Below are 12924 nucleotides of genomic sequence, written 5' to 3'. Positions count from 1 at the left end.
GGGCAGCCAATGTCTGCGCTTAAGATCAAAAAGGGCTCGACGAGCCATTCCGCCTATGACCTTCGTGACCATCATTCCGAGGTGGAGGCCAGCCATACGCTGGCGGTGATCGTCGAGAACGAGCCTGGTGTGCTGGCGCGCGTCATTGGGCTGTTTTCCGGTCGCGGCTATAATATCGACAGCCTGACTGTGGCCGAGGTCGATCATACCGGCCACCGTTCCAGAATCACTGTGGTAACGCGCGGGACACCGGCGGTGATCGACCAGATCGAGGCGCAGCTCTCGCGCATGGTGCCGGTTCATGCCGTGCATGACCTGACCGCCGAAGGACCGAGCGTGCAACGCGAACTCGCGCTGTTCAAAGTCGTCGGCAAGGGCGATCAGCGGATCGAGGCATTGCGGCTGTGCGAGATCTTCCGCGCCAAAGTGGTCGATACCAGCCTTGAGAGCTTCATTTTTGAACTCACCGGCACCCCCGACAAGATCGACGCTTTCGCTGATCTGATGCGCCCACTAGGACTGAAGGAAATCGCCCGCACCGGCGTCGCAGCCCTGTCGCGCGGCTTCTGACCCTGGCTGCTGCGGCTCGGCCCGGCGGCCATACAAAGCAACCGCGGGCCTGCGCAGCAGGCCCGCCCCCGCCCGCGCCTTTTGGACCGGAGCCGCAACGCGGCTATGGGCCAAAAGCGCGGGCTTCCTCCCCGGTCTTGCGCATGATCCCCGTTGACCTGAGGCGCCGGCACTGGCAAGGCGTGCCCCATGCTGCGCATCTCTGACATCACCTATTCCGTCGAAGGCCGCCCCCTCTTTGAGGGCGCTTCCGCCACCATTCCCACCGGCCATAAGGTCGGCCTTGTCGGCAGGAACGGCGCCGGCAAGACCACCCTCTTCCGCCTGATCAGGGGGCAGCTCGCTCTGGAGGGCGGCGAGATCAGCCTGCCCAGCCGCGCCAAAATCGGCGGCGTCGCGCAAGAGGTTCCCTCCTCGGAAACCTCGCTTCTCGATACCGTGCTGGAGGCCGATACCGAACGCGCCAGCCTGATCGCGGAATCCGAGACCGCCACCGACCCGGCCCGCATCGCCGAAATCCAGTCGCGGCTCAGCGATATCGACGCCTGGTCTGCCGAAGGGCGCGCCTCGTCGATCCTGAAAGGCCTCGGCTTTGATGCAGATCAGCAGCTTATGCCCTGCTCGGCCTTTTCGGGCGGCTGGCGGATGCGCGTGGCCCTCGCGGGCGTCCTCTTTGCACAGCCCGACCTTTTGCTCCTCGACGAGCCGACCAACTATCTCGACCTCGAAGGCGCGCTCTGGCTGGAGGCTTACCTTCAGAAATACCCTCATACCGTCATCATCATCTCGCATGACCGAGGCCTTCTCAACCGCGCGGTCCAGGGCATCCTGCATCTCGACAACCGGAAACTGACCTACTGGCAGGGTGGCTATGACCAGTTCGCCCGCCAGATGGCAGAGCGCCGCGCCCTACAGGCCGCCGAGGCCAAGAAGCAGGAAGCCCGCCGCGCCCATCTGCAAAGCTTCGTCGACCGCTTCAAGGCCAAGGCGTCGAAAGCCACCCAGGCGCAAAGCCGCGTCAAGATGCTGGAAAAGATGACCACCATCACCGCGCCGGAAGATGCGGCGCGGGTCGTCTTCACCTTCCCCGAGCCGGAAGAACTCTCGCCGCCGATCCTGACACTCGACGGTGCTTCCGTCGGCTATGACGGGCCGCCGGTCCTGAAACGCCTGTCGCTGCGGATCGACCAGGATGACCGCATCGCGCTCCTTGGCCGCAATGGCGAAGGCAAATCGACGCTATCCAAACTGCTTGCCGGCAAGCTGAAAGAGGCAGGCGGCACCGTCACGCGATCCTCGAAACTCAGGATCGGCTATTTCGCGCAACACCAGGTCGATGAGCTTTATATCGACGAGACGCCGCTGCAGCATATCCAGCGCCTGCGCCCGTCCGAGCATCAGGCGAAGCTGCGCGCCCGTCTCGCCGGTTTCGGCCTTGGCGCCGATCAGGCGGAAACGGCAGTAGGGCGGCTTTCGGGCGGGCAAAAGGCGCGGCTTTCGCTGCTGCTGGCGACCATTGATGCGCCGCATATGCTGATCCTCGACGAGCCGACCAACCATCTCGACATCGAAAGCCGCGAGGCGCTGGTCGAGGCGCTGACCGAATATTCCGGCGCGGTGATCCTTGTCAGCCATGACATGCACCTGCTTTCCCTCGTGGCCGACCGGCTCTGGCTGGTCAAAGGCGGCGCGGTCGAGCCCTATAATGGCGATCTTGAGGATTACCGCCGGCTGCTTCTGACCCCGGACGAGGCGACCAGACCCGCCAAAGCGGCACCGGTGGTAAAAAAGGCCAGCCGTGAAGAGGTGCTTGCGCTCAAAGCCGAGCTGAGGAAATGCGAAGAGCGGGTCGCAAAGATCGAGGACATGCGCGCAAAACTCGCGGTCAAACTCGCCGATCCGGCGCTTTATGAGGATGACCGCAAGGGCGACCTCGGCGTCTGGAACCGCAAATATGCCGAAGTGATGGAGGCGCTGGACCGCGCCGAATCTCTCTGGATCAACGCCCAGGAGGCGCTGGAGAAAACCAATCCATAAGCGGCGCAGGGATGAACCCGGGCTGTTCATCCCTGCACAGTCAACCCGGCTTGAAATTCTCCCTGTGCAGGAGTTGATAGGTGTCAACGAAAACGCCGCGCTGCGGCATCCAGATAGGCACCTGAAAATGTCGAAGACCATCGAAGCCCTGACCAAGCGCCGCACCCAATACGCCCTTGGCCGCAATGTCTCGCTGCCGAAAGACCAGATCGAGACACTGATCAAACAGGCGATCCGCCTCGCGCCCTCGTCGTTCAACTCGCAAAGCTCGCGCGCGGTGATCCTGTTCGGCGCGGAAAGCGATAAAGTCTGGTCGCTGATCGACGCGGAACTGCGCAAGATCGTTCCGGCTGACGCCTTCGCCCCCACCGAGGCCAAGCTGAAAAGCTTTGCCGCCGGTGTCGGCACCGTTCTCTTCTACGAAGACCAGGACACGATCAAAGGCCTGCAAGAGAATTTCCCGCTTTATGCCGACGCTTTCCCGGGCTTCTCGATGCATTCGGCCGGTATGGCGCAACTCGCAGTCTGGACCGCGCTTGCCGAAGAAGGCATCGGCGCCAGCCTGCAACATTACTCCCCCATCGCCGATGCGGCCCTCGCTTCGGCCTTCAGCCTGCCGGCCAGCTGGAAACTTCAGGCGCAAATGCCCTTCGGCTCGAATGAGGCGCCCTTCCTCGACAAGGCTTTCATCGAAGACGAAGGCCGTTTCGTGACGCTGGGCAAATAAGCCCCCCATATCCGCCTTGTGAAAGGGGAAGGCCACAGCGCCTTCCCCTTTTCGCATCTGCTGCCCCTGCGTCCCGCGAAAGCCGGTTGACGCACCGCCCGCCCCCGCTGACAGTCGGCAAATGGACAGTGCTTTCCTGATCACCGCCTTTGCCACGCTTTTCGTGGTGATCGACCCGCCCGGGCTGGTGCCCTTGTTCATCGCGCTGACGCAAGGCATGGACCCCGGCCACCGCCGCGCCATGGCACGCCGCGCCTGCCTGATCGCCTCGGTGCTTTTGCTGATCTTTGGCCTCTTTGGCGAAACGATCCTGAATTTCATCGGCATCTCGATGCCGGCCTTCCGCATTGCGGGGGGCATCCTTCTGTTCCTCACCGCGCTGGATATGCTGTTCGAACGCCGGACCCAGCGGCGCGAGGGCCAGCAGCCCGACCCGCATCACGACCCTTCCGTCTTCCCCCTCGCCACGCCGCTGATCGCCGGCCCCGGCGCCATCGCCACCATGATCCTTCTGATGGGTCAGGCCGGCGAGGCCTGGAGCGCGAAACTCGCGGTCATCGGCCTGCTGGTCGCGATCATGCTGGTCACCTTCCTCTTCCTCCTCGCCTCGCCCCCGATCGAGCGCCTCCTGGGCCGCACCGGCACCGTGGTGATCACCCGGCTTCTCGGCATGCTCCTCGCCGCGCTTTCTGTCCAGTTTGTGATCGACGGCATCCGTCAGACCGGATTGATCGGGATGTGAGCGCTCTTCCCCGCGCCACCGGTTTCCCCCATAATCTGCCGAAAGGAGAGCGTGATGGATTCCGAAATCTGGCCGCGTGTTATGTATCTCAGCCTGTTGCTGGCGGCACTTGGCGGCTGGATCCTGGTGGAATATCGCGGCCGCATCGGCATCGCGCTGCGCACAGTTGCGGCCTGGGGGCTGATCTTCATCGGCATCGCTGCGGGCTACGGGCTTTGGAAGGACATCCGTGGCGACAGCCGCCCGCGCCAGATGGCCAGCGAATCCGGTGAAATGGTGCTGCGCCGCGCCGCAGATGGCCATTTCTACGCCGCCCTCGATCTCAACGGCACCGAGGTCTTCTTCATGGTCGATACCGGCGCCACCAATATGGTGATCTCGCAGCGCGACGCCGAACGCCTCGGCTTCCGCCCCGATGATCTGCGCTATTTCGGCGAGGCCTCTACCGCCAATGGCGTGGTCCGCACCGCCCGCATCACGCTGAACGAGATCAGCTTCGGCCCCTTCACCGACCGCGCGATGGATGCATGGGTGAATGAGGGCGAGATGGATGGCTCGCTTCTTGGCATGGATTACCTGCGCCGCTTCTCGATCCGGATCGAAGGTGACCGCATGATCCTCACCCGCTAAAGTACCCGGTGGCTTCCTCTTGACTTAAATACTCCCGCCGGAGGCATCCGCCCTCCGCCAAAGCCCGGATCGCGCGTCATGGGGGCGGCAGGCAGACACCCGCTCATCCTGGCCCAAATACTGCTGCGCGAAGCGCGTCCGCCTCAGCCGGCAGCGCCGCCGGTCGCGGTCTTCATCTCCCACCGCCCCGAGGCATCCGACCAGTATTCCGCCACCAGCCCTGCCGCGACGACCGCTTTCCATTCGGCCCGCGCTGCCTGCATCTGCCGCTCATCGGCGCCCTCGAACAAAAGCCAGACCCGCTCCATGGCCGCGGCCTCGTCCGGATCGACCGGCGAACCGGCAAGCAGCATCACCGCTTTCGCTCCATTGACCGCCGCGCCGCTGCCCAGGAGCACCGGCTGCCCCCGGTCATGCTCGCCCCCTTCCAGCCCATGCGGCAGGAAACTCTCCCTCGGCTCCCAGAGCTGCATATCCAGCCGCTCCAGCATGGTCCGGTCAGGGCCGCGCAGCATCACCCGCCAGCCCTGACCCAGAGCCTGGCTCAGGATCGGGCGCGCAGCCTCGGCAAGGCTGCGGCCTGTCAGATGGTAGAACTTGACCGCGCCCATCGGCGTATCAGCCCTCGAACCGGTCCTGGATCAGCCGGTTCAGCGCCCGGACCCCCCAGCCGGTCGCGCCCTTCGGGCTGAAATCGGTGCCCGATTTCGCCCAAGCGGTGCCGGCAATATCCAGATGGATCCAGGGCATATCGGCTTTGACAAAGCGCTGCAGGAACTGCGCCGCCGTGATCGAGCCCGCCTCGCGCCCGCAGGAATTGCGCATATCGGCAACCCGGCTTTTCAGCATCCGGTCATAGGCGGCGCCCAAAGGCAGCCGCCAGGCGCCCTCATTCTCCGCCGCCGCCGCTTTCAGGAATGCATTGCAAAGCGTATCATCATTCGAGAAGACACCGGTATTCTCATTGCCCAAAGCCACGATCACCGCGCCGGTCAGCGTCGCCAGATCAATCATACCGCGCGGGGCGAACCGTTCCTGGGTATACCAGAGCACATCAGCCAGCACGAGCCGGCCCTCGGCATCGGTATTGATCACCTCGATCGTATCGCCCTTCATGGATTTGACGACATCGCCCGGGCGCTGCGCCCGCCCGTCGGGCATATTTTCGACCAGCCCCACAAGCCCCACGACATTGGTGCGCGCCTTCCGCAGCGCAAGCGTCCGCATCACGCCGGCAACCGTAGCGGCGCCGCCCATATCCATCACCATATCTTCCATGCCGGCCGCCGGTTTCAGGCTGATGCCGCCGGTGTCGAAACAGACGCCCTTGCCGACCAGGGCCAGCGGCGCCTCATCCTTCGCGCCGCCCTTCCACTGCATGACGACGACTTTCGACGGGCTTTCCGAACCCTGCCCAACCCCCAGCAGCGCCCGCATCCCCAGCTTTTCCAGTTCCTCTTCCTCAAGGATCTCGACCTCAAGGCCCAGCTCGCCCATCGCCGCAAGGCGCGCCGCGAATTCGTAGGTGGTCAGCACATTGGCCGGTTCATTGATCAGATCGCGGGTGAAGAACACCCCCTCGGCCAGCGCGGCAAAGGGTGCGGCCTGGGTCGCGATCTCTTCCGGCTTTGCCACCAGGAAGGAAACCGGGCCGGGCTCTTTCTTCTCGCCCGAACGGTAGACCTCGAATTCATAAGCCCTGAGCGCGAGGCCAAAGGCGATCTCGGCCGCGCGCGGATGCGTCTCGGCCAGCACGGTCAGGGGCTTGTCGCGATGGGCGGCGCCGATCAGCGCGCCGGCCTTGCGCGCCGAGTCCGCATCGGTCCGCTTCGGAAGCCGCAGGATCTGCACCGCATCCGCCGCAAGGCCGGCCGGGAAAGCCAGGTCCAGCCCCTCACCCGGTTTCAGTTTGGCGAATGCCTCCGACCCCACCGCCCGCGACAAAGCGCCCCGCGCCGCGCGGTCCAGTTTGCGCGCCAGCGGCGACAAAGCGCCGGCGGCATCGGCGAAAATGGCGATGCGACCGGCAAACCCGGTCAGATCGCCTTTTTCTGCATCTTCAAACCGGATCTGAACAGGATGCGACATCGTGATGATTTCCCTGAGAAAACGAGTTTATCCAAAGCAAAGGCGCGCGGCCCGAACCCGGCCGTACCCTGCTTTCGCGCAAGGCTATCCCCCGTGGCAGCACTTGACCAGATATGAGTTTTCCCTGCCGGTGTTATCGGCTAGGGTCGGCGCCGAAACATCCGTACCCCTGCCGGCCCAGGCGCCAGCAGATTGCGAGCCCCGGGATCTCCCTTGCCGAACCTGTCGAAATTCGACCGCTATCTGCTGTCCCAGCTTCTGGCCCTGTTCGGCTTTTTCAGCTTGGTGCTGGTGGCTGTCTATTGGGTCAACCGGGCGGTGGGCCTGTTTGACCAGTTGATCGGAGATGGTCAGACGGCGCTGGTCTTTGTCGAATTCTCGCTGCTGACGCTGCCCAATGTGATCCGCCTCGTGCTGCCGGTCTCGGCCTTTGCCGCCTGCCTTTATGCGGTGAACCGGCTGATGCAGGAATCGGAACTGGTGGTGATGCAGGCGACGGGCTTCTCGGCCTTTCGCCTTGCACGGCCGGTACTTTTTTTCGGCATCTGTGTTTTCGCGATGCAGATGGTGCTGACGAATTTTCTCGTGCCGAAAAGCCAGGCCCGGCTGGCGGAACGCTCGGCCGAGATTTCGGAAAACGTCACCGCCCGCTTTCTCAATGAGGGGCGCTTCATGCATCCCGCCGCCGGAATCACGCTCTATATCCGCGAGATCAGCCAGCTGGGCGAGTTGAACGATATCTTCCTCGCCGATGACCGCGACCCGTATGAGCGCGTCACCTATACCGCCCGCCAGGCGCTGATCGTGCGGGGCGAGGATGGGCCGCGGCTCGTGATGCTGGACGGGATGGCGCAGAATGTGACGCGCGATGGTCAGGCGCGGCTTTCGGTGACGCGGTTTTCCGATTTCACCCTCGACATGGCGGGAATCGTCGGGGCCAAAGCCGCCAGCCTGCGCAATCTGCGCGAGGTGCCGACGCCGGATCTTCTGATCGCCGGCCCGGAAATCCAGGCCGAAACCGGCGAGAGCCGGGCAAAGCTGCTGGAGGAAGGCCATGGCCGTATCGCCACCGCCCTGCTGGGCCTGGCCGCGCCGCTTCTGGGCTTTGCCGCGCTGATGCTGGGGGGCTATTCGCGCTTTGGCCTCTGGCGCCAGATCGGGCTTGCGGTGCTGCTGATCATCCTGTTGCAACTGGTCAATACCGCCGGATCGGGCGCGGCATTGCGCTCGGAAAACCGTTGGCCGCTGGTCTATGCCGCGCCGGCGCTTGGCGTGGCGCTGTCGATGGTAATGTTGTGGATCGCGGGCCGCCCGCGCCGCATCCGCAGGCCGAAAGCCGAAGCCGGAGGTGCGGCATGACGCTGTCTTTCTATATTGCGCGGCGTTTCGCGATGACCGTGGGCCAGGTCTTCCTGGTGTTTTTCGGCATTCTCATGCTGATCGACATGATCGAGCAGCTGCGCAAATTCTCGGGCAAGGGCGCCGGGCTTGGGGATGCTTTCCACCTCTCGCTTCTGAACGTGCCCGAGACGCTTTACCGCATCCTGCCGCTGATCTTCGTAATGGGCTCGATCGCGCTGTTCCTGTCGCTGGCGCGCTCGTCCGAGCTGGTGGTGGTGCGCGCCGCAGGGCGCTCGGGGATGCGGTTTCTGGCAACGCCGGTGGTGGTGGCAACGCTGATCGGCTTGCTGGCGGTGGCGGTGCTGAATCCGCTGGTTGCGGCGACGTCGCGCGCCTATGACGACCTCTCGGCCCGCTATGCCGCCGATGGCAGTTCGGTCCTGTCAGTGTCCGATGCCGGGCTCTGGCTGCGCCAGGGCGGCAGCTATGGCCAGACGGTGATCCAGGCCGGCCGCGCCAATTTCGACGGCACCGAGCTGACGCTGGTGACCTTTCTGACCTTTGGCGAAGAGGGCATCCCGGTCACGCGGATCGAGGCCACCGGCGCCAGGCTGGTCCAGGGCGCCTGGATCCTGTCGGGGGCGAAGGTCTGGAACCTGAACGCGGGCAACCCCGAGCTGTCGGTGCAGTCCTGGCCCGACGGCACCCGCCTGCCCTCTGACCTCACACCGGAACGCATCCGCGACAGTTTCGGCACCCCGTCAGCGGTGCCGATCTGGCAATTGCCCTCTTATATCGGCGGGCTGGAACAGGCGGGTTTTTCCGCCCGCGCCTATCGGCTCTGGTTCCAGATGGAGCTGGCGCAGCCGCTGCTGCTGACCGCGATGGTGCTGGTCGCGGCCGGTTTCACCATGCGCCATACCCGGGCCGGCAAGACCGGTATCCGTGTGCTTTACGCCATCCTTGCGGGTTTCGCGCTGTTCTTCCTGCGGAATTTCGCGCAGGCCCTTGGCGACAGTGGCCAGATTCCGGTATCTCTGGCAGCGTGGAGCCCACCGCTTGCGGCGGTGATGCTGGCACTTGGTCTTTTGTTGCATCTGGAGGACGGCTGATATGCGGTTACGCCGCCTGATCGCAACGCTTGCCGTCTCGTTGTTATGCTCGACCGCGCCCCTGCTGACCGCACCGGTTTTTGCGCAGGCGACAGACAGCCGCGCCACGCTGATTTCCGACCGGCTGGAGATCCTGGACGAGAATCGTCTCGTCGCCTCGGGCAAGGTCGAGGTGCTGCAAAACGGCTACCGGCTTTCCGCCACCCGCGTGACCTATGACAAATCGACCGATCAGCTGCTGATCGAAGGGCCGCTGAGCCTGACCGATGCCGAGGGCCGCGTGCTGATCCTTGCCTCGCAGGCCGAGCTTTCCGCCGATATGACCGAGGGGCTGTTGAAAAGTGCCCGCGTGGTGCTGGACCGCCAGCTGCAGCTGGCCGCCGGCAATATCGCCCGGATCGGCGGGCGCTATTCGGCGATGTCGAATGTGGTGGCCTCAAGCTGCAAGGTCTGCGCCCGCCATCCGACGCCCTTGTGGGAGATCCGGGCGAAACGGGTCATCCATGACAATGAAGCGCGGATGATCTTTTTCGAGAACGCGCAGTTCCGCATCGCCGGCATGCCGGTGGCCTATATCCCGCGCCTGCGGTTGCCCGACCCGACCCGCGAACGCGCCAGCGGCTTTCTGGCGCCAAGGCTGCGCACCACCTCCAGCCTCGGGACCGGGCTGAAACTCCCGTATTTCATCACACTGGGGGAATCCCGCGACCTCACGGTGACGCCCTATGTCACCACCCGCGACAGCAAGACGCTGGAACTGCGCTACCGCCAGTCCTTCCGCACCGGCGCGATCCAGCTGGAAGGCGCAATCACCCGCGACAAGCTGACAGATGATCCGACACGCGGCTGGTTCCGCGCCCGGGGCGGCTTTCTGCTGCCCGAGGATTTCCGTCTGACCTTCGACATCCAGACCACCTCGGACAATGCCTACCTGCTGGATTACGGCTATTCCAATGCCGACCGGCTGGACAGCCGGGCCGAGATCAGCCGGGTGCGCCGGAACGGCTTCTTTTCCGCGAGGATGGTCAGTTTCCAGTCGCTCAGGGATGATGAGGACAATGACACCCTGCCGGCGCTGGCCACCGATCTGACCTTCCACCGGCGGTTCTCGCTGGGGCCATTGGGGGGCATGGGCGGTTTCCGGCTGCAATGGCATTCGCATTACCGCACCTCGTCGAACCCCTATGACAGCCTTGATCCGGCCAAAGCGGATGGCATCGCAGATGGCCGCGATGTGAGCCGTCTGTCAGCGCGCTTTGACTGGCGGCGCAGCTTTGTTGCCGATGCGGGCTTTGTCACCACGCTTTTGGGCGAGGCCCAGGTCGATGCTTACCGCCTGCGCCAGGATGCGACCTATGCCGGGCGCTATACCCGTTCCCATGCGGCGGCAGGTGTCGAATTGCGCTGGCCCTGGGTCAAGGCCACCGCCTCGGGCGCCACCCATGTGATCGAGCCGGTGATCCAGCTGATCGGTGCCACCCGCGACCGCTCTGGCCTGCCGAATGAGGATTCGGTGCTGGTCGAATTCGATGAGGGCAATATCTATGCGCTGGACCGCTTTCCCGGTGCCGATGCGATCGAGCAGTCCAGCCGCGCCAATGTCGGCCTGACCTGGACGCGCTATGACCCGGCGGGCTGGAATGCCGCTTTCACCCTGGGCAAGGTGTTCCGCCGCAATGACAGCGACAGCTTCAGCCCCGGCTCGGGCCTTGGCGGGCTGAATTCCGACTGGCTGCTGGCGGCGACCCTGGGGCTGCCCAACGGAATTTCCGCCACCGGCCGCACCGTTTTCGACAATGATCTGGAACTGAGCAAGGCCGAGATCCGGCTGAGTGCCGCGAATGAGTGGCTGACTCTGTCCTCTTCCGCGCTCTGGGCTGTCGAGGATCCCGAGGAAAACCGACCCGACCCGACACGCGAGCTGACCTTTGACGCGGTCTGGCGGGTGAACCCTGCCCTCGCCGCCAAGGCCGAAGGGCGCTACGATTTTGACCAGACCCGGGGCACGATTGCCGGGCTTGGCTTTGAATACCGCAATGAATGTGTGGTGGTGGATGTTTCCCTCTCGCGCCGATTCACCTCGTCGGATAGTGTGACGCCCACCACCTCCTTCGGTCTTTCGGTCGATCTGATCGGCTTTGGCAGCGGCAAGACGGCGGGGCCTTCGCGGCGCTGCTACTAGGAACCACGCAAACCGTCGCCGGGACAGGGTGGGTCAGGCCGGCGGGGCTTGCGCGCGGGCCTGCGGGATGGCAGGCATAGCAGACACAGAGCCAGGCGCGCCCCCCGTGCCAGGCAGACAAGAGACTACGGGCAGGCGGTCGGACAGATGGCAAAAGCTGAGAAAAACCCGCGCGGCAAAGCGCTGATCAATAAATCGGTGCTGGCGCTGCTGATGGGCGGGCTGATGGCCGCGCCGCTGCTGGTGCCAATGGCTGCAACGATGGTCTTCGCACCGCCCGCGCTGGCGCAGAACCTGTTCGCGCCCAGGGTCTATGTGAACGAACAGGTGATCACCGAATATGAGGTGACGCAGCGCGCGCGCTTCATGCAGATCCTGAATGCGCCGGGCGATCCCGAGACCGAGGCGGTCAAATCGCTGATCGACGACCGGCTGCGGATGAGCGAGGCAAAGCGCCTTGGGGTCAAGCTGACGCCGGAAGAGCTGACCCAGGGGCTGGAAGAATTCGCCGGCCGCGCCAATCTCACGGCAGAACAACTGATCGCCGAACTGGCCAAGGCCGGCGTCTCGTCCGAGACCTATCGCGATTTCGTCCAGGCCGGCGCGGTCTGGCGCAAGATCGTGCGGGACCGTTTCTCCGGCCGTGTGCCGGCTTCGGAAGCCGAGGTCGACAGATTCCTCGAAGCCGCGACGCGGCCGCGTGCGATGAAGGTACAGGTCTCGGAACTGGTGATCCCCGCCGAACCCGGGCGTGAGGCCGAGGCGATGGCACTGGCCGAGCGTCTCTCGGGTGAGGTGAAGACCGAGGGCGCCTTCGCCTCGGCGGCGCGCCAGTACTCTGCCGCGCCCACCGCGCCGGGTGGCGGGCGGGTGCCGGACTGGTTGCAGCTTTCGAACCTGCCGCCGACGATTTCCTCACAACTGCTGGCGCTGGCGCCGGGCCAGACCTCGACCCCGATCACCGTGCCGGGGGCGATTGTGCTCTTCCAGCTGCGGGCAATCGCGATGGATGAAAAGGCCGAGCCGATCAGCGTCAGGGTGGAATGGGCCGATCTGCTGATCCCGGATTCGATGGAAGAGCTGGTGCGGGTCAGCGCGGGCTCGGATGTCTGCAATGACCTCTACAAGCTGGCCGAGGATCTGCCGGCCGATAACCTGACGATCCGCACTCAGAATGCCTCGGAAATCTCGCCCGAAATCGCGATCGAGCTGGCAAAGCTGGATCAGGGGGAATTCGTCTCGCATGCGCGCGGCGATGGCTGGCGCCGGGTGATCATGCTGTGCAAGCGTGAGCCGGTCTCCGAGACCCCGCCCAATCGCGAGAGGGTGAAAGAGATCCTGATGAACCAGAAGCTGGACGGTCTGTCGGAAAATTATCTCGAAGAGCTGCGTCATGCGGCGCTGATCCGCCAGCCGTGAGGCATTGACCGGAGTGTCTGCCGGCGCGGAGCCGGGGGCCAGCCCCCGGACCCCCGGAGTATTTAGATCAAGGTGA

At 64.4% G+C, this 12924-nt stretch carries 11 protein-coding genes; 9 read left to right on the top strand and 2 right to left on the bottom strand.

Features of this window, described 5'->3' with window-relative positions; all coding sequences use genetic code 11:
* The first annotated feature begins 9 nt into the window (after nucleotides 1-9).
* The 5 genes from ilvN to DRF71_RS04865 all read left to right on the top strand — a co-directional run bounded on the left by ilvN (nucleotide 10) and on the right by DRF71_RS04865 (nucleotide 4706).
* The gene (gene ilvN, locus DRF71_RS04885) at nucleotides 10-570 is read left to right on the top strand and encodes an acetolactate synthase small subunit (protein ID WP_112309379.1); all 561 of its coding nucleotides are present in this window, start codon (nucleotides 10-12) and stop codon (nucleotides 568-570) included.
* Nucleotides 571-759: 189 nt separating this feature from the next.
* Complete coding sequence (locus DRF71_RS04880) at nucleotides 760-2607, top strand: ABC-F family ATP-binding cassette domain-containing protein (protein ID WP_112309378.1); 1848 nt, start codon at nucleotides 760-762, stop codon at nucleotides 2605-2607.
* Nucleotides 2608-2734: 127 nt separating this feature from the next.
* Nucleotides 2735-3334, top strand: a complete 600-nt coding sequence (locus DRF71_RS04875) for a nitroreductase family protein (RefSeq protein WP_112309377.1) — start codon at nucleotides 2735-2737, stop codon at nucleotides 3332-3334.
* Nucleotides 3335-3455: 121 nt separating this feature from the next.
* Nucleotides 3456-4076, top strand: coding sequence for a MarC family protein (locus DRF71_RS04870; protein WP_112309376.1), 621 nt, complete (start codon nucleotides 3456-3458; stop codon nucleotides 4074-4076).
* 54 nt (nucleotides 4077-4130) lie between these two features.
* Entirely contained in the window at nucleotides 4131-4706 is a 576-nt protein-coding gene (locus DRF71_RS04865) for a retropepsin-like aspartic protease family protein (protein WP_112309375.1), read from the top strand.
* A 143-nt stretch (nucleotides 4707-4849) separates the two neighbouring features.
* On the opposite strand, the gene DRF71_RS04860 is transcribed toward DRF71_RS04865, so the two are convergent.
* Together DRF71_RS04860 and DRF71_RS04855 are read right to left on the bottom strand one after the other, a co-directional pair.
* Nucleotides 4850-5317 (bottom strand): DNA polymerase III subunit chi, encoded by a 468-nt coding sequence (locus DRF71_RS04860; RefSeq protein ID WP_112309374.1) that lies wholly within the window; start codon nucleotides 5315-5317, stop codon nucleotides 4850-4852.
* A 7-nt stretch (nucleotides 5318-5324) separates the two neighbouring features.
* The gene (locus tag DRF71_RS04855) at nucleotides 5325-6794 is read right to left on the bottom strand and encodes a leucyl aminopeptidase (RefSeq protein ID WP_112309373.1); all 1470 of its coding nucleotides are present in this window, start codon (nucleotides 6792-6794) and stop codon (nucleotides 5325-5327) included.
* A gap of 222 nt (nucleotides 6795-7016) precedes the next feature.
* Between DRF71_RS04855 and lptF the strand changes: the two genes are divergently transcribed.
* The 4 genes from lptF to DRF71_RS04835 all read left to right on the top strand — a co-directional run bounded on the left by lptF (nucleotide 7017) and on the right by DRF71_RS04835 (nucleotide 12848).
* Nucleotides 7017-8153 carry an LPS export ABC transporter permease LptF gene (lptF, locus tag DRF71_RS04850; RefSeq protein ID WP_112309991.1) on the top strand — a complete coding sequence of 379 codons (1137 nt, stop codon included), beginning with the start codon at nucleotides 7017-7019 and terminating at the stop codon, nucleotides 8151-8153.
* A complete protein-coding gene (lptG, locus tag DRF71_RS04845) occupies nucleotides 8150-9247 on the top strand; it encodes an LPS export ABC transporter permease LptG (protein ID WP_112309372.1) in 1098 nt (365 codons plus the stop codon). The genes lptF and lptG overlap by 4 nt, the downstream gene beginning before the upstream one ends.
* A 1-nt stretch (nucleotide 9248) precedes the next feature.
* The gene (locus DRF71_RS04840) at nucleotides 9249-11429 is read left to right on the top strand and encodes an LPS-assembly protein LptD (protein WP_112309371.1); all 2181 of its coding nucleotides are present in this window, start codon (nucleotides 9249-9251) and stop codon (nucleotides 11427-11429) included.
* A 147-nt stretch (nucleotides 11430-11576) separates the two neighbouring features.
* Entirely contained in the window at nucleotides 11577-12848 is a 1272-nt protein-coding gene (locus DRF71_RS04835) for a peptidylprolyl isomerase (RefSeq protein WP_112309370.1), read from the top strand.
* Nucleotides 12849-12924: the final 76 nt, after the last annotated feature.

The sequence above is a fragment of the Pseudogemmobacter bohemicus genome, assembly GCF_003290025.1.
GTDB classification, from domain to species: domain Bacteria; phylum Pseudomonadota; class Alphaproteobacteria; order Rhodobacterales; family Rhodobacteraceae; genus Pseudogemmobacter; species Pseudogemmobacter bohemicus.
The sequence above is the reverse complement of the archived record's forward strand: the minus strand, read 5'-3'. Positions and strand labels throughout refer to the sequence as shown.

Excerpts from the sequence above, each read along its gene's own strand:
- ilvN (WP_112309379.1), top strand. The coding sequence starts at position 10 with ATGTCTGCGCTTAAGATCAAAAAGGGCTCGACGAGCCATTCCGCCTAT.
- DRF71_RS04880 (WP_112309378.1), top strand. The coding sequence starts at position 760 with ATGCTGCGCATCTCTGACATCACCTATTCCGTCGAAGGCCGCCCCCTC.
- DRF71_RS04875 (WP_112309377.1), top strand. The coding sequence starts at position 2,735 with ATGTCGAAGACCATCGAAGCCCTGACCAAGCGCCGCACCCAATACGCC.
- DRF71_RS04870 (WP_112309376.1), top strand. The coding sequence starts at position 3,456 with ATGGACAGTGCTTTCCTGATCACCGCCTTTGCCACGCTTTTCGTGGTG.
- DRF71_RS04865 (WP_112309375.1), top strand. The coding sequence starts at position 4,131 with ATGGATTCCGAAATCTGGCCGCGTGTTATGTATCTCAGCCTGTTGCTG.
- DRF71_RS04860 (WP_112309374.1), bottom strand. The coding sequence starts at position 5,317 with ATGGGCGCGGTCAAGTTCTACCATCTGACAGGCCGCAGCCTTGCCGAG.
- DRF71_RS04855 (WP_112309373.1), bottom strand. The coding sequence starts at position 6,794 with ATGTCGCATCCTGTTCAGATCCGGTTTGAAGATGCAGAAAAAGGCGAT.
- lptG (WP_112309372.1), top strand. The coding sequence starts at position 8,150 with ATGACGCTGTCTTTCTATATTGCGCGGCGTTTCGCGATGACCGTGGGC.
- DRF71_RS04840 (WP_112309371.1), top strand. The coding sequence starts at position 9,249 with ATGCGGTTACGCCGCCTGATCGCAACGCTTGCCGTCTCGTTGTTATGC.
- DRF71_RS04835 (WP_112309370.1), top strand. The coding sequence starts at position 11,577 with ATGGCAAAAGCTGAGAAAAACCCGCGCGGCAAAGCGCTGATCAATAAA.